Genomic DNA, 15,898 nt, shown 5'->3' on the forward strand with positions numbered 1-15,898 from the left:
TACAAATATCAACAAATAAATTGTGTAATGTTAGAAGAGGTAAAAAATACCCCGGCATGGGCCGGGGTAGAAGAGGGGGGTCAGACTGCAGGAACTGGCTTGACCCGGAACCAGACTGCATACAGGGCCGGCAGGAACAAGAGCGTCAGAATGGTGGCTACCAGTAGTCCGCCCATGATGGCATACGCCATCGGACCCCAGAAAATGCTGTGGGTGAGCGGGATCATGGCCAGAATGGCCGCCAGTGCTGTCAGCATGATGGGCCGGAAGCGCCGCACGGTCGATTCGATAATGGCCGTCCAGGGGGCCATTCCTTCATGGATGTCATGCTCTATCTGGTCAACCAGAATCACCGAGTTACGCATGATCATCCCCGCCAGGGCAATGACGCCAAGGTTGGCGACAAAACCGAATGGCTGCTGGAAAACCAGCAACACCAGCGTGACACCAATCAGGCCGAGCGGTGCCGTCAGCAGCACCAGGAACATGCGCGAGAAGCTCCTGAGCTGCAGCATTAGCAGGGTGACAACGGCAAACAGCATCAAGGGCATGACGGCTGCAATCGAGTCTTGGGATTCTCCGCTACTTTCCTTGCTGCCGCCCAAGTCGATTTTGTAACCGGCCGGGAGTGTTTTTTCCAGTTCACGCAGCTTTGGTTCAATCTGGTCAGACACATCAGGTGCTTGCAGGCCATCTGCAATATCGGCACGTACGCTGATTTCCGGAATCCGGTTTCTGCGCCAGATGGTGCCTTCTTCATACCCTAATGTCACGCTGGCAATCTGCGATAAAGGCACGGTTTTGCCACTGGCGGTACTGATGGGCAGATCCGCCAGCCGTGCTGTATCCGGCGATTCCTGCTTGTCCAGGCGCGCCACAATATCGATACTCTGGTCGCCTTCACGGTAATGGGAGAGGGTTTCCCCGGCCAGCATCATGTTCAATGTCTGAGACACCCCCGCAGTAGACACACCCAAGGCACGTGCTTTGTCCTGATCCACCTTGATGTTCAGGATTTTAGCCTGACCATTGATATCCAGATTCACATGGCGCGTATTGGGGTTGGCGCGCATGATGCTGGCTATCTGGTAGGCAATGCGTCTTACCTTGTTTTCATCCGGCCCGTTGATGCGGAACTGCACGGGATACCCCACTGGCGGGCCGTTTTCCAGCCGGATGGCGCGCCCGCGTACCGCTGGCATGCGCTTTTCAAACAGTTCATTCAGCTGTGCCAGCAGTGCCTCACGGTCTTCCAGCGATTTGGTCATGATCATGAGCTGGGCATAGTTGGCGCTAAACAGCTCCTGATTGAGCGGCAGGTAAAAACGCGGACTGCCCTGGCCGATATACGCCGTCACATTTTCGATGTGCGGGTTGTTTTTCAGGTGCTCTTGCAACAAGCGGGCTTGCTGTTCTGTGGCCGTCTGAGAGCTGCCTTCCGGGAGCCACAGATCTACCATCAGCTCCAGGCGGTTAGAACTGGGGAAGAACTGTTTGGGCACGTACTTGAACCCCATGATGCTGGCCACAAAAATCAGCAAGGTGATCGAGATCACGGTTTTGCGATGCGTCAGACACCATGCCAGCAGTACCCGGAAGCGGCGATAAAATGGCTTCTGATAGACGTCGGCATGGTGATCATTCGCTTTGCGTTCCGGCAGCAACTTGTAACCGAGGTACGGTGTAAAAATGACCGCAACAATCCAGGAGATCACCAGCGCAATGCCTACCACGGCAAAAATACTGAAGGTGTATTCACCCGCGGCCGATTTGGCGAGCCCGACCGGTAAAAAGCCGGCCACGGTAATGAGGGTACCGGTGAGCATCGGGAATGCCGTTGCTGTATAGGCGAAGGTGGCGGCCGTGATCCGGTCGTAGCCTTGTTCCAGCTTGGCGGCCATCATTTCTACCGCAATGATGGCATCATCCACCAGCAGGCCCAGGGCAATAATCAGCGCCCCCAGCGAAATCCGTTGCAGGTCAATATCAAAGATATACATGCCGACAAACGTCATGGCCAGCACCAGCGGGATAGACAGCGCAACCACAATGCCTTCTCTGAGCCCCAATGCAACAAAACTGACCACCAGCACAATGGCTACCGCTTCTCCGAGCGATTTCATGAATTCATGCACGGCATTCTGTACCACCAGCGGCTGGTTGGAGACCTGATGCACCTCTACCCCAAGCGGGAGTTGCTGGCTGATATGCGCCAATGTTTGCTGCAAGGATTCCCCCAGCTTGATGACATCGCCCCCTTTGGCCATGGCCACTGCCAGCGCAATGCCAGGCTGGCCCTGATATTGAAACTCATAGGTTTTAGGGTTCTGGTAGCCGCGATGCACCGTTGCAATATCCCCAAGCCGTAAAGTCCGGCCTGCAACCGTCAGGGGGGTATTGGCTACGCTATCGACACTGGTCAGGCTGCCAGATACCCGCAGGTTCAGTCTGTCCATGCCTTCTTCGATAAAGCCGGCAGGCTGCACCCCGTTTTGCCGGGTCAGCACGCTGGCCACCAATTGCGGGTCTATCCCCAGCGTGGCCAGCTTGCTGCTGCTTAAATCCACGTAAATGGTTTCAGGCTGGATGCCAATCATTTCGACTTTCTTGACCGCAGGAATACCCAGAATCTCCTGTCGGGAGCGGTCTGCATATTTACGCAGCTCTTCCATGCTGTAACCTTTACCAGTAAACGCATAGATAGAGCCAAAGGTATCGCCGAATTCATCGTTAAAGAACGGCCCTTGCACACCTTCTGGCAGGGTGTGCCGGATATCACCCACGTTGCGCCGGACCTTGTACCAGATATCCGCCACCTCTTTGGGCGGGGTGTCCCCGCGCACTTCAATGAACGACAGGCTCTCCCCTGGTTTGGCAAAAGAGCGGACCGATTTCAGATAGGGCGTTTCCTGAAGTTTGCGCTCGATCTTGTCGAGCACCTGATTCTGCATTTCATCCGCTGTGGCACCAGGCCAGATGGCACGGACAATCATCAGCCGAAAGGTAAACTCCGGGTCTTCTTTCTGACCCAGTTTGCCAAACGTGATCGCCCCGGCCAGCATGAACACCAGCATGAAATACAGCACCAGCGTCTTGTTGCGCAGCGCGATCGCCGACAGGTTGAAGTTTTTCATGTCAGATGTCCTCTGCCGGACGCACTTTTTGCCCCTCATGCAGCAGGTTGGCGCCTGCTACCACAATCAGCTGGCCATTCTGCAAGCCAGACTGGACCTGTACCATGTCTTTGTTTACGCCAGCTGTCTTGATGCTGACAAAATGCACCTGCCGGGTCTGGGTGTTGTAGGTCCATACCCCTTGCCCATTACCGCCATTAAACAGTGCCGTGAGTGGGATAACCGGCAAACTGCCAGGCTGACGTGCTTGAATGCGTACTTCTCCCGTCATGCCGGCCTCGGCAGGCGCCGCATCTGGCAGGCGGACTTTGGCCGTAAAGGTGCGGGTAGTGCTATCCGCTTCTGGCGACACCTCGCTGAGTACACCCGCCCAAGCTGTATTGCCCAAGGCATTGATTTTGATGGTCAGACCCGGTGCTGTCTTTACGTCAGCCAACCGGTTTTCCGGGATGCTGATCCACAAGGTTTTTGCCCCTGTGGCAGACAATTTGCCAATGACCTGACCCGCCGCCACCACCTGCCCGGGCTCCAGGTTCAGCTGGCTGATTACCCCGTCGTATTCTGCTTTCAGACTGGTATAGCCAGCCTGGTTCTGGCTCGTTCTGGCATTGGCCATGGTTTGGTCCAGCTGCGCATTGCTGGTGTCGAGCAGGGTTTTACGGCGCTCAAATTCGGCAGGGCTGATAAACCCCTTGTCCAGCAGCGCTTTATAACGCACCAGATCTTTACCGTTCTGGCTACGTTCTGCCGCAGCTGCCGTCACCTGAGCGTTGGCAGCGCTGCTGCCGGCTTGGTAATCACTGGCATCCAGTCTGGCAATTAATTGGCCCGCCTTGACCGCATCACCCAGCCTGACAGATTTTTCACTCACCTTACCGCTTACCCGGAAGGCAAGCGGGGTTTCTGTTGCCGCATGTACTTCGCCGGGCAACACCAGCAGATTCTCTGCCGGCGCAGTTTGTACTGCCATCAGTTTGACTTGCCGTATATCTTGCCAGGCCGCTTGCGGGGTTTCTTTGGTACAAGCTGCCAACCCAAGAACAGTCATGCCAGCCACAACGAGACTGGAAAAAGGAACGGGCAGGGGATGAGTTATGGCAGACGGCTTCATGGGGTGTTTCCTTCGGTTGGCAAGGGCTGGGGTTCCACAGGCTTTTTTAGTCCCTCGGTCATGATATCCAGCATGGTATTGATGTATTGCTTGTAATCGATCTGGAAAACATCCGAAAAGCAATGCTTCTTGACCACCGCATAGACCATCGGCGACATCAGCAAATGCGTCGCATCTTGCGGATCGACCTCCCTGATCTCCCCACGGGCAATACCCGTGCGGATCAGCGATTCCAGGTATTGCGTAATGGGGATCAACACTTTGGTTTCATAGTAGTTGGCCACATCCGGGAAGTTGCCGCCTTCCGCAATCATCAGCTTCATGATGGCCGAGCTTCTGGTTTCCAGCACGGTAATCCGCCAGTGGTGCGCAATTTGTGCCAGTAGCCCGAGAACAGGCATGTTCGGGGCACTTTCAGACAGGCTCAGCAATTCTTGCAGGCGCGGTTCAATATCCGTTTTGATGATTTCGCAAAACAAGTCTTCCTTGCTGGCAAAATACCGGTAGGTGGTCCCCTTGGTGACCCCGGCTTTTTGGGCAATATCTTCCATCCGCGTGGCAGCAAAGCCTTTCTCAGAAAATAGCGCCAGCGCAGCCTCCATCAATTCAGAAGGCCTGGCATCTTTGCGGCGTACCCAGCGGCTAGGGCACAGGGAGGATAATCCGTCACTTGTCATTGTTCTTCCTGAGTTCATTCAATGCCGGTACATGATGTTTTGGCTGGTTAAGTGCTTGTGTATGCCCGCACTGTCACACCAGAATCATCAATAAATAAATAACCGGTTATTTATTTATTGCACTTTAAGGGATACCTCTACAAGAGTCAAGCCAAGTTATATGTCATGAAGTGGCAGGCAAAGCCTGTCAGCCGCATGGGAAATGGAACCAGAAAATAAAACCAGCAAGGCAGGGCAATGAATGGAGCGTAGCAATATCTGCCAAAGCAACACCCTAAAGGTACACATACAAGACTCTTCACACAGGTTCACACATGAAGTATCCGGTTAATCTTGGTACACTCCACGCTCACCCCAAAATGCCAAGATCAGAATGTCTCATTTAAAATACCTGACCGGATACCCGCCACACCTGCTGCAGCAAGTGCAGAAACTGGTCGAAGAGGACAAACTAAAGCCATACCTCGCGCAACGCTATCCGGCAACGCACCAAATTCAGAGCGACCGCGCCCTGTATGATTACGCCAATAACCTGAAACAAACCTACCTGAAAAATGCACCACCCATCGACAAAGTCTATTTTGACAGCACCCTGGGTCTGACACATCACGCCCTCGGGTTGCATACCACTGCGTCGCGCGTGCAGGGCAGCCGGCTGAAAACCAAAAAAGAAATCCGCATTGCTTCGCTGTTTCGGCAAGCCGCGCCAGAGTTTCTGGAAATGATTGTGGTGCACGAACTGGCCCACTTCAAAGAAAAGGAGCATGGCAAAGCCTTTTACAAGCTTTGCGAGCACATGCTGCCCGGCTATCACCAGATCGAGTTTGATCTGCGGTTGTATTTGACTTTGCTGGATGCTTAGCTGGGGCGGGTTGATAGCCGATTAGCGCGTTGAAAGGTGGTCAATTCTGCATAAATAAACCGCAGGAAAGAGCTTTGATTGACGTCTTTAGTCCAGAAACGTCCATGTATCTGCACCATCAAAGCGCCGGACCCGGACTGAGGCAATCAGTGCAGGGTCAAAGTTCCCCAGATTGATACCATGTTTGACCCCTGGGGTCGGATTCAATGGCTCCCAATGCGTGACACACCCGCATAGCTTGCAATGAATCGTCCGTAGCGTCTTGTCACCCCAAATGTACTCGGCTGTGTGTTCGGGATGCCCCTCAATCTTGACCGTGCCGAACTCAAAATACACCCAAGGCCCGCCAATCCGCCGGCAAAGCGAGCAGTTGCAATCCGTAGCCACTTCCGGCGTAGACGGTAGTGTCAAACGTACTGCGCCACAGTGGCATGAGCCTTGATGCATTTGGTCTCCTCGGTGTCGATCACATGATTGCTATTAGCAAAGAGCTGAATGGCTGCATTTGCTTATGCTAAAAGTCGCAATACGTTTATTCAGTCTTGAGTTGGCTGACGATCTTTTCCCAATTGTTTTCAAAGGGTTCTGCCTGCGAACGAGTAAGATTAATTACACCAGGCCTATCACCATATTCTACCCCGTGCTTTTCCTTATAGCGCTGATCATAAGCAGCATCTAATGGTGCAAGTATGTTGTGCAATTCTGTTTGGGTGAGAATGAAGAATCTTGGAGGCGCATCATTCAGCTCAGGAATCAACACAAAAACCCAAGGTTTGTCTGCAGGATGAGGCACTCTTCCGCCAACAACCCATTTCGGTTTTGACGTGCTTTTGACTTCGATAAGAACAGCACGTTCGGATGAACTAGAGAATGCAACTACATCCGCACTTTTTGCATTTCCATAGGTAACAGAGGCCGCAATATTCAAACGCTGTAGTTGGGCGGCAACAAAATACTCTCCCGCCATTGCCAAATGATACTTCTCTGCCTGTGTAGCCATCGATTTAGAAAATAATTGAGTTAATTTGAAATGATTATACTGAAACGTATTTACTGCTCCCAATCTTTAATGTCAAAAGCCGTTTTGTATCTTCACTACTTTTCATTCTCAACCTGCGCCTCTATCTCTGCCAAAAAATGCTGCAAATGGGCGGCGCTGGATTTTTCCCATGTGGCCAGGCCCATGGCCAGATAGGCATCCGGATTGTCTATCGGTATATAGCAGACATGCGGTATCTGCACACAGGATAGCGGGGAAGGCAGCAGGGAGACGCCGACACCGGCGGCGACCAGGCCGATCTGGGTGGTGGCTTCGCGGGCTTCCTGGGTGATGCGGGGCTCGAAGCCGGCTTGCAGGCACAGGCGGCGGATGAGGTTTCTTAGCCCGGAGCCAGTGCCGGGCGGGTAGCAAATAAAGGGTTCATCTTGCAGGTCTGCCATGCGGATACTGGCTTGGCGGGCCAGCGGGTGGCTGTCGTGTACCACCAGCCTTAACTGGTCGCGGCCAATTTCCTTGAGCGAGATACCCGTCGGAGCATCAAGGCCGGTAAAGCGGACAAAGCCTACATCCAGCTTGTCTTGCTGCAATGCTTGGTATTGGTCCAGCGTAAACATCTCCCGTAGTGTCAGGCGTACATCCGCAAATTGCTGCCGGTAGGCGTGGATAACCCGCGGTAGCAGGTTGCTAAAGGGGAGCGAAGACGTAAAGCCGATCCGCAGTTCTCCAGCTTCCCCCAGACCAATCCGCCTGGCTTCCTGGCTGGCGGATTCTGCGTTGGCGAGTATTTGCCGGGCCTGGGCAAGAAAGTGCTTACCCGCGGGTGTTAGTGCGACATGCCGCTTGCTGCGTTCAAACAGCGGGGTACCGATTTCCTGCTCTAGTGCCTGTATTTGCTGGCTAAGCGGTGGCTGGCCAATGTGCAGCTTTTCTGCTGCCCGGCTAAAGTGCAGTTCTTCTGCCACTGCCACAAAGTAGCGCAAGTGTCTTAGTTCCATGGCGATTTGCCTTATTAATACTTTAAAAATATAAATAATGACTTAAATATATATTGGACGACTAATAAACGCGAGCCTAATATCATCTCATCCACACAAGATACAGAAAGCAGGTTTGCCATGCCATCCAGTTCTTGTACCCTTAATGCAATGATTATCCATGCTCCAACACCATCGTCCGACATTGCCGGCAAGCATCAGGCAGGTACCGCTGCGTACCGGCGCGCCAATGGCGCCATGTTTTTTGGCGGGTTTTCGACTTTTGCCTTGTTGTACGGTTTTCAGCCGCTGATGCTGGTGTTCTCGCAAGCGTTTGATCTGTCTCCCGCCCAAGCCAGCGGTGTGGTGTCTGCTTCTACCGGGGCACTGGCGCTGTCACTGATTCCTGCCAGTCTGGCGGCAGACCGGTTTGGCCGTAAACCCTTGATGAACGCCGCGCTGGCGTTGTCTGCCATCCTGACCTTGCTGGCGGCTTTTGCTGATTCGTTTGGCCAGTTACTGGTTCTGCGGGCTTTGCTGGGCATCGCCATGGCCGGCTTGCCTGCCGCAGCCATGGCCTATCTGAGTGAAGAAATCGAGCCTCAATCTCTTGGCCAGTCCATGGGGCTGTATATTGCCGGGAGTGCGCTGGGTGGCATGGGGGCACGCTTCTTGTCTTCTGCCCTGGCCGGCATGTATGGCTGGCAGGTGGCCGTCGGGGTGCTGGGCGGCATCGGCATGGTGGCTGCGGTGCTGTTCTGGAAATTCCTGCCGCCTTCCCGTCATTTCAAACCGGCAGCCATTGATGCACGACAGTTTGTGCAGGACGTGCAGATGCACTTTAAAGACCCCGGACTGCGCTGGCTGTTTGCCGTGTCTTTTACCCTGATGGGTTGTTTTGTCAGTCTGTACAACTATCTGGCGTATCGTCTGGCGGCTGCACCGTTCGGGCTGTCGCACGGGCAGATTGGCTTGGTGTTTACCTTATACATTCTGGGCATGGTGGGTTCTACCTGGTCTGGCCGCTGGGCGGACCGTGTCGGGCGCCGCAATGTACTATGGCTGATGCCTTTATTGATGGTGGCCGGCTTGTTGCTGACGCTGTCAGATCAACTGGCCTGGGTGATGGTCGGGGTAGGGGTATTTACGTTTGGCTTCTTTGGTGCACATTCGGTAGCCAGCAGCTGGGTTGGGCGCCGCGTCGTCAAGGCGCGAGCCCTGGCGTCGGCCATGTACCTGTTCTTCTACTATCTGGGTTCCAGTAGTCTGGGCACAGTCTCCGGCATGATGTGGGGCGTGGGCCACTGGACAGCGGTGGTTAGCCTGTTGCTGGTGATTTTGCTGGCAGCAACCGGCATTGCCTTGCACTTGCGCCGTTTGCAGCCGTTGCCAGTGGCGTGAGTTATTGCCAGCCCTGAAGCCAGATGTTTTGATCCAGCAGTGCCTGCCATGGCATGGTATAGCGCTTGCCGGAGTAGATGGCTTCCAGCTCGATCATATCGGGCGGTGAGTCCGGATTCTCTGGCTCTACCAGCGTTACCACCAGAAAGTGTTTTTCCTTGTGTTGGGGGGTAACGGCAGTCCATTTGCTCATCAGCAATTTTTTGGGGTTCAGGCGACGGGTATCCGGCATAGAGGTCTCGCTGGCAAAATGTGGGTTCAGCATAAGCCGGAATGCGGCCGATGGCTAGCGGGAGAAGGGTTGTATGCCCAGTCCATCATCGGTCACCAAACAAAAAGCCGACCACACTGGTCGGCTTTTTGTTTGCAGCTTGTGGCGTATCTTGCAGATCAGAGATCAATAGCCGGCGTTAATCAGGTCTTCACGGGTCAGCAAGAAGACAAACTGGTCACCACTGGCCGTGTCCAGCCAGGTAAAGGGTAGTTCCGGGTAACTGGCTTCCAGATCTTCGCGATTAAAGCCGATTTCCACCACCAGCAAACCACCCGGGATCAGATAGCTACTGGCTGTTTCCAGAATCACCCGTGTTGCATCCAGCCCGTCTTCACCACTGCCCAAGGCCAGTTCTGGCTCGTGCAGGTATTCTGGCGGGAGAGCATCTACAGACTCAGCATTGACATACGGCGGGTTGCTGATGATCAGGTCGTACAGTTTGTGCGGTACATCGGTAAACAAGTCAGACTGGATCAACTGCAAGCGGTTTTCCAGACCATAGTCGGTCACGTTCTTTTCTGCCACTGCCAACGCATCTTCCGATAAATCCACCGCATCGACTTCTGCATTCGGGAACACTTCTGCCGCCACAATCGCCAGACAGCCAGAGCCGGTACACATGTCCAGCACGCTGACGACTTCGTCCGGGTTTTCAATCCAGGGGTTTAACTGGTCTTGCAGCAGTTCTGCAATGAAAGAACGCGGTACGATTACCCGTTCGTCCACATAAAAGCGGAAGTTGCCCAGCCATGCCTCGTTGGTGAGGTAGGCCGCTGGCTGGCGGGTTTCTACCCGTTTCTGGATCACATCCAGTACGGTACGGATTTCGGTTGGAGTCAGGCGTGCGTCAATGTACGGTGCCAGGTCATGAATCGGCAAATGCAGGGTATGCAAGACCAGATAACTGGCTTCGTCATGTGCATTGGTGGTGCCATGCCCGAAAACCAGCCCGGCTTCTTGAAAACGGCTGACAGAGAAACGAATCAGGTCTCTGATGGTACGCAGGTGCAAGCTGGCTTCGGTAAACATGTTGGCTTTCTGACTTAGACGTTGGCGTGCTTGCCCAGCAGCTGGACCAGCGCACCATGATAAATGTTCGACAGTTTTGGAATGTCTTCTACCGCAACACATTCATTGATTTTATGAATGGTGGCGTTCACAGGGCCGAATTCTACCACTTGCTTGCAGATCCGTGCGATGAAGCGGCCATCAGATGTACCGCCCGTGGTCGACAACTCGGGTGTCAGCCCGGTTTCTGCCTGAATGGCCATGGTTAGTGCGTTAGAGAGTTCGCCCGGTGCGGTAAAGAACGGCTGGCCAGAAATGCTCCACTCCAGGTCATAATTCAGATGGTGTTTGTCCAGAATGTCATGCACCCGTTTTTGCAGACTGGCCACGGTCTGTTCGGTAGAAAAGCGGAAGTTGAACATCAGTTCGACCGTGCCCGGAATAATGTTGGTTGCACCCGTGCCGCCCTTGATGTTGGAAGACTGCCAGCTGGTCGGCGGGAAGTAGTCATTGCCCTTGTCCCACTCGGTAGCGGCCAGTTCGGCCAGCGCAGGGGCAATCAGGTGAATCGGGTTTTTGGCCAGGTGAGGGTAGGCAATGTGCCCTTGAATGCCTTTAACCACCAGATTGCCGGACATGGAGCCACGACGGCCATTCTTGATGGTGTCGCCGCATTGCGCAGAGGAGGTCGGTTCGCCCACGATGCAGTAATTGATTTTCTCGCCACGCGCTTCCAGCATGTCCACAATCTTCACCGTGCCATCGGTGGCTACGCCTTCTTCATCCGAAGTAATCAGTAGCGCAATCGACCCTTTGTGGTGCGGTTCTTCGGCCACAAAGCGTTCGATGGCGGTGACAAAAGCCGCCAGTGAGGCTTTCATGTCCGCTGCGCCTCGTCCGTAGAGGTAACCATCCTGAACCGTCGGGATAAACGGGTCTGTATGCCAGTCGGTCAGCGGGCCGGTTGGCACCACATCGGTATGGCCGGCAAAACACAGAATCGGCCCGCTGGTACCGCGACGTGCCCAAAAGTTGTCCACGCCGTTGCTGTGCAAACGCTCCACCACAAAGCCAATGGCTTCCAGCCGTTCGATCATCATGTCCTGGCAGCCGCCATCCACCGGGGTGACAGAATGGCAGGCGATCAGTTGTTCGGTCAGTAATTGCGTCGGGTTCATGGCGGCTTCTTTATATCGTGTTCGGTTGGCGGTAGTGTAAGGCGTTGGTGTGCTTTGGGTCAGGCAAAGGCTTTTGCGTAGGCGGCTTCATCAAAACCGAGCAAGGCATGCTGTTCGGTGACGATGACAGGGCGTTTGATGACACTTGGCTTTTCCATCATCAGGGCAATGGCGGATGCCTCATCCGTCACAGCGGCTTTTTGTTCATCAGTTAGCTGGCGCCAGGTTGTACCTGCACGGTTGACCAGTTTCTCCCATGGGAAGTGCTTCAGCCAGTCACGCAGCAATGCTTCGCTGACACCTTGTTTTTTAAAGTCATGAAACGTGACATCCATCTGATGATCTGCCAGCCATACGCGGGCTTTCTTGACGGTATTGCAGTTGGGGATGCCGTAAACGGTAATGGTCATGATGGGTTCCGTATCTGGGGGCGGCCAGTCGTCCGCATCAGGCGTACTGGCTAAATGCTAATCGTTACTAATGATAAGACACAAATTGGGGCGCATCATAATGTGATACGCCATTTCGCTCAAGCACAAATAATAAGCACAAACAGGGCAGACCAGATGCAGTGTGGTTCCGTAACAAATGTCTGCTCAATATTGTGTGGCATTGTCCTCTGGACTGTTTCTTGACAATCAGTCTGGTTCATCGTTATTGACGTGCAAATCAAAGTCAAACGTGACCTCCTCATCCCGGGAGGATTTGGGTTGCTCGGCTGAATGTGTAGCTGGCGTACTGCCACCGCCGCCGCCACGTTCGTCTTCCATCTTCTGGTAGGCTTTGTCATCGTTATTGATGCGCCATGCCAGGTTGGTCGGACTGTCGGCGTTAGACAATGCTTCCTGCAGGCTGATTTTGCCGTCTTTGTACAGACGGAACAGTGCTTGCTCGAAGGTTTGCGACCCTTCCGAGACGCTGTTTTCCATCGCTTCCTTGATCAGGTCGATCTGGCCTGTCCGGATCAGTTCTGCAATCCGGTTGGTGTTTAGCAGTACTTCTACCGCCGGCACCAGTTTTCCGTCCACCCCTTTGATCAGACGCTGCGAAATCACCGCCTTGAGCGAGACAGACAAATCCAGCAACAGGCTGCTTCTGGCCTCGTGCGGGAAGAAGTTGATGATCCGGTTCATCACGTGATAACTGTTGTTGGCATGCAGCGTAGACAGAATCAGGTGGCCCGCCTGTGCGTAATTCAGCGCATGCTGCATGGTTTCCCGGTCGCGGATTTCGCCAATCATCATCACATCGGGTGCTTCACGCATGGCGTTTTTCAAGGCATGGCTATAGCTGTGGGTATCAATGCCCACCTCGCGCTGGTTGACCATGGACTTGTTGTGCTTGAACACATACTCGATCGGGTCTTCTACCGTCAGGATATGCCCCGGCCTGCTCTGGTTGCGGGATTCCAGCATGGAAGACAGGGTGGTAGACTTGCCGCTCCCCGTAGAACCCACTACCAGAATCATCCCCAGACGAGAGCTGATCAGCTCTTCCAGCACGGGTGGCAGATTCAGGTCAGCGATGGTGCTGGCTTTTTCCTTGATGTAACGGATCACAATGGCCACATCGCCACGCTGTCGGAAGACGTTAACCCGGAAATTACCGGTACCTTCCAGATAATGACCAAAGTTCATTTCCAGATCGGTTTCGAAGCGGGCGATGCGTTCGGCATCCATCAGTCGGTAGGCCACCCGTTTGACCTGATCACCGCTTAGCACCTGCTGGCTGACAGGGTGAAGCACACCTTCAATCTTGATCTGGATGGTGGTATTGGCCGAAAAGAAAACATCCGATGCCTTGCGCTCGGCCATGAGTTTCAGAATGGGTGTAATGTCCATGTCAGCCTTGAAAAATCCCGAAATAAAAGCAGGTAGGCAAGCGCATGGCGATTCTGTTGCCGCGCTTGCAGAGTCTGTGAGCCACTGTATCACAGCAGCATGACGCAATAAATCGCCAGACCAGAAAAAGCATCGGCCATTTGCGCAGCTAAACCGGTGAAACTGATACAATAGGCCTGCCGCAATGCAGCAATTCCGGGTGGTTGATGCCCGTTTGCCATGATATTGCCAGTTCCAAATACAGCTTGATGTTTCGCGCTTTCTGATGAGGTTTCCATGCCTAAGGCAATGGCCATTCTGTTACTGATGCAACTGCTGGGCGAATGTGCCGTCCGACTGCTGCATATGCCTGTGCCCGGCCCGGTCGTCGGCATGATGCTGATGTTCTTCTGGCTGGTCTGGATGCAAGGCCCTGACAAAGAAGTTGCGGGTACCGTCCATGTATTACTGCAAAACCTGACCTTGCTGTTTGTGCCTGCCGGTGTCGGCATCATGGAGCACGGTGCCCGTTTGCAAAAAGAAGGGTGGGGTATCATTCTGGTGTTGGTCGTCAGTACCCTCCTGACCATGATGGTCACCGTGGTGTCTTACCATTATTTGTCCAGATGGGTAAAACGCATGAACCCGTCATCTGGCGACGGTTCCGGAGCACGTTCATGAGCGGCATCTACGCATGGATTCCCGGCATTTCACCGTACCTGATTACGCTGACCCTGACTTTGCTGGTGTATATTTTTGCCTGTTATTTCCATCAGTTAAACAAAAAGGCCATGTGGAGCTACCCGATCATCATCTCGGTGGTGTTATTGGTGAGCATTCTGACCTTGACCGGCACACCTTACAAAGCCTACTTTGAAGGGGCCAGGTACATTCACTTTCTGTTAGGTCCGGCCACGGTGGCGCTGGCGATTCCGCTGTATGCGCAGCTGCCGAATTTGCGCAAAATGTGGCTGCCGATCATCGGCAGTATTTTGCTGGGTGGGATTGTGGCCATTCTCTCGGTTGTGTTTCTGGGGCGCTGGGTCGGGCTGACGCATGAAACGCTCATGTCCATGGTGCCAAAATCCGCCACCACCCCCATTGCCATGGCACTTGCCGAACAGTTGGGGGGCTCTGGCTCGCTGGCTGCAGCCATGGTGCTGCTGACCGGTACGTTTGGTGCCTTGGCGGCCAGACCCATGTTCAAATTGTTGCGGCTGGATGAAGACCACGGCGCGGGTCTCGCCATGGGGACGGCATCCCATGGTTTTGCAACGGCCAAGGCCTTGCAAGAGAGCATGGAGCGGGGTGCCTATGCCGGGCTGGCCATGGGGGTCAACGGGGCGCTGACCGCCTGGATTGCGGCGCCCTTATTGCATTGGATAGGCGTTGTATGAACCAATATGATTTTCACTGCCATTCATCCATCTCCGATGGCCTGCTGCTGCCGCAGGACGTCGTCCAGCGGGCCTTTGACCGTGGCGTCAAGGTACTGGCGCTGACGGATCACGACGAGCTAAGCGGCCTGGCTGTTGCCCGTGAGAAAGCAGAATCCCTGGGCATGACCTTCGTGAACGGGGTCGAGATATCAGTGAACTGGGGCAAGCACACGCTTCACATCGTCGGGTTGGGGGTGAATCCGGATACGCCACTTTTGTGTGACGGCCTGGCGCATATTCGTAGTGGCCGCACCGATCGTGCCCGCAAGATGGCGGAAGGCTTGGCCAAGGTTGGCATCACCGGGGCTTTTGAAGGCGCCTTGCCGTATGCCGAAAATGCAGACATGATCGGGCGGGCGCATTTTGCCCGTTTTCTGGTCGATAAAGGCCACGCCCGCAGCATGCAGGCCGTGTTCAAGAAATTTCTGGTACCCGGCAAACCCGGCTATGTGCCACATATATGGGCCAGTCTGCCCGAGTCGATCGAATGGATACATGCCGCGGGTGGCTTGGCTGTGCTCGCGCATCCCGGCCGTTACGAGATGGGCAAAAAGCAGATGCATGAACTGATCGAAATCTTCACCCGCTTTGGTGGGGACGGTATTGAAGTCGCCACCAGTAACCATACGCTGGATCTGGTGGGACGGTTTGCCCGGCTGGCAGAAGAGTTCGGCCTTTGGGCTTCGGTTGGGTCGGATTTCCACGGTACCGGGCATTATGGGGACTTGGGAACTTTCCCTGCATTGCCATCCTATTGCAGGCCGATCTGGGAGGCACTGCATGTGGGCTTGCCAGATGAAGTCGTCGATGAGACTGATGAGATGCCTCAGGATTTGCTAAACTAGTCGTCTGTTTCGTGAAGTGATTGAATAACGCGCCGGTTTAGTACGCAGCTGCCGGTCGATATACTGGTGAGACAGACCATTAACCCTTGTTGCTAACCCATTGAAAGACATGCAGGCAGTTGATCGCACGGTTTATCCGCCAGTCACAAAAAGACCGGCAGGGCAAACATAAGAA

17 protein-coding genes are annotated in these 15,898 nt (G+C 54.2%); 5 read left to right on the plus strand and 12 right to left on the minus strand.

The window, feature by feature from the left end; translation table 11 throughout:
- Positions 1 to 80: 80 nt before the first annotated feature.
- Genes F552_RS0109710 through F552_RS19015 form a run of 3 tightly spaced genes read right to left on the minus strand, consistent with a single transcriptional unit; the run spans position 81 to position 4,922 of the window.
- On the minus strand, positions 81 to 3,134 hold the full coding sequence (locus tag F552_RS0109710; RefSeq protein WP_018151546.1) for an efflux RND transporter permease subunit: 3,054 nt from the start codon (positions 3,132 to 3,134) through the stop codon (positions 81 to 83).
- 1 nt (position 3,135) lies between these two features.
- Positions 3,136 to 4,245, minus strand: a complete 1,110-nt coding sequence (locus F552_RS0109715; RefSeq protein ID WP_018151547.1) for an efflux RND transporter periplasmic adaptor subunit — start codon at positions 4,243 to 4,245, stop codon at positions 3,136 to 3,138.
- Positions 4,242 to 4,922, minus strand: a complete 681-nt coding sequence (locus F552_RS19015; protein WP_018151548.1) for a TetR/AcrR family transcriptional regulator — start codon at positions 4,920 to 4,922, stop codon at positions 4,242 to 4,244. Before F552_RS19015 ends, F552_RS0109715 begins: the two co-directional genes overlap by 4 nt.
- A 373-nt stretch (positions 4,923 to 5,295) precedes the next feature.
- Here F552_RS19015 and F552_RS0109725 point away from each other — a divergent pair, with 373 nt between their 5' ends.
- Positions 5,296 to 5,784: a M48 family metallopeptidase gene (locus tag F552_RS0109725; protein ID WP_018151549.1), complete on the plus strand. Its 489-nt coding sequence runs from the start codon at positions 5,296 to 5,298 to the stop codon at positions 5,782 to 5,784.
- A gap of 87 nt (positions 5,785 to 5,871) precedes the next feature.
- On the opposite strand, the gene F552_RS19020 is transcribed toward F552_RS0109725, so the two are convergent.
- The 3 genes from F552_RS19020 to F552_RS0109740 form a co-directional block, all read right to left on the minus strand.
- A complete protein-coding gene (locus F552_RS19020) occupies positions 5,872 to 6,231 on the minus strand; it encodes a GFA family protein (protein ID WP_033375239.1) in 360 nt (119 codons plus the stop codon).
- 85 nt (positions 6,232 to 6,316) lie between these two features.
- Positions 6,317 to 6,847 (minus strand): hypothetical protein, encoded by a 531-nt coding sequence (locus F552_RS0109735; RefSeq protein WP_211208257.1) that lies wholly within the window; start codon positions 6,845 to 6,847, stop codon positions 6,317 to 6,319.
- Between the two features lie 32 nt (positions 6,848 to 6,879).
- Positions 6,880 to 7,779, minus strand: a complete 900-nt coding sequence (locus F552_RS0109740; protein WP_018151552.1) for a LysR substrate-binding domain-containing protein — start codon at positions 7,777 to 7,779, stop codon at positions 6,880 to 6,882.
- A gap of 120 nt (positions 7,780 to 7,899) precedes the next feature.
- Between F552_RS0109740 and F552_RS0109745 the strand changes: the two genes are divergently transcribed.
- Positions 7,900 to 9,159, plus strand: coding sequence for an MFS transporter (locus F552_RS0109745; protein WP_026182578.1), 1,260 nt, complete (start codon positions 7,900 to 7,902; stop codon positions 9,157 to 9,159).
- A 1-nt stretch (position 9,160) separates the two neighbouring features.
- Here F552_RS0109745 and F552_RS0109750 read toward each other — a convergent pair whose 3' ends face one another.
- The 6 genes from F552_RS0109750 to F552_RS0109775 form a co-directional block, all read right to left on the minus strand.
- Positions 9,161 to 9,424, minus strand: coding sequence for a TIGR02450 family Trp-rich protein (locus tag F552_RS0109750; protein WP_018151554.1), 264 nt, complete (start codon positions 9,422 to 9,424; stop codon positions 9,161 to 9,163).
- Between the two features lie 132 nt (positions 9,425 to 9,556).
- Positions 9,557 to 10,462: a 50S ribosomal protein L3 N(5)-glutamine methyltransferase gene (gene prmB / locus F552_RS0109755; protein WP_018151555.1), complete on the minus strand. Its 906-nt coding sequence runs from the start codon at positions 10,460 to 10,462 to the stop codon at positions 9,557 to 9,559.
- A gap of 14 nt (positions 10,463 to 10,476) precedes the next feature.
- Positions 10,477 to 11,619: a succinyl-diaminopimelate desuccinylase gene (dapE, locus tag F552_RS0109760; protein ID WP_018151556.1), complete on the minus strand. Its 1,143-nt coding sequence runs from the start codon at positions 11,617 to 11,619 to the stop codon at positions 10,477 to 10,479.
- Positions 11,620 to 11,678: 59 nt separating this feature from the next.
- Positions 11,679 to 12,029, minus strand: coding sequence for an ArsC family reductase (locus F552_RS0109765; RefSeq protein ID WP_018151557.1), 351 nt, complete (start codon positions 12,027 to 12,029; stop codon positions 11,679 to 11,681).
- 228 nt (positions 12,030 to 12,257) lie between these two features.
- Positions 12,258 to 13,460, minus strand: coding sequence for a PilT/PilU family type 4a pilus ATPase (locus tag F552_RS0109770; RefSeq protein WP_018151558.1), 1,203 nt, complete (start codon positions 13,458 to 13,460; stop codon positions 12,258 to 12,260).
- An 89-nt stretch (positions 13,461 to 13,549) separates the two neighbouring features.
- Complete coding sequence (locus tag F552_RS0109775; RefSeq protein WP_018151559.1) at positions 13,550 to 13,756, minus strand: hypothetical protein; 207 nt, start codon at positions 13,754 to 13,756, stop codon at positions 13,550 to 13,552.
- Between F552_RS0109775 and F552_RS0109780 the strand changes: the two genes are divergently transcribed.
- The 3 genes from F552_RS0109780 to F552_RS0109790 are packed head-to-tail and all read left to right on the plus strand — an operon-like array spanning position 13,737 to position 15,723.
- Positions 13,737 to 14,120 carry a CidA/LrgA family protein gene (locus F552_RS0109780; RefSeq protein ID WP_026182580.1) on the plus strand — a complete coding sequence of 128 codons (384 nt, stop codon included), beginning with the start codon at positions 13,737 to 13,739 and terminating at the stop codon, positions 14,118 to 14,120. The two genes, F552_RS0109775 and F552_RS0109780, sit on opposite strands and share 20 nt — an antisense overlap.
- The gene (locus F552_RS0109785; protein WP_018151561.1) at positions 14,117 to 14,836 is read left to right on the plus strand and encodes an LrgB family protein; all 720 of its coding nucleotides are present in this window, start codon (positions 14,117 to 14,119) and stop codon (positions 14,834 to 14,836) included. Before F552_RS0109780 ends, F552_RS0109785 begins: the two co-directional genes overlap by 4 nt.
- Positions 14,833 to 15,723, plus strand: a complete 891-nt coding sequence (locus tag F552_RS0109790) for a 3',5'-nucleoside bisphosphate phosphatase (protein WP_018151562.1) — start codon at positions 14,833 to 14,835, stop codon at positions 15,721 to 15,723. The genes F552_RS0109785 and F552_RS0109790 overlap by 4 nt, the downstream gene beginning before the upstream one ends.
- The last annotated feature ends 175 nt before the right edge of the window (positions 15,724 to 15,898 follow it).

Origin of the sequence: Leeia oryzae DSM 17879, assembly GCF_000376945.1 — a bacterium.
GTDB lineage: Bacteria > Pseudomonadota > Gammaproteobacteria > Burkholderiales > Leeiaceae > Leeia > Leeia oryzae.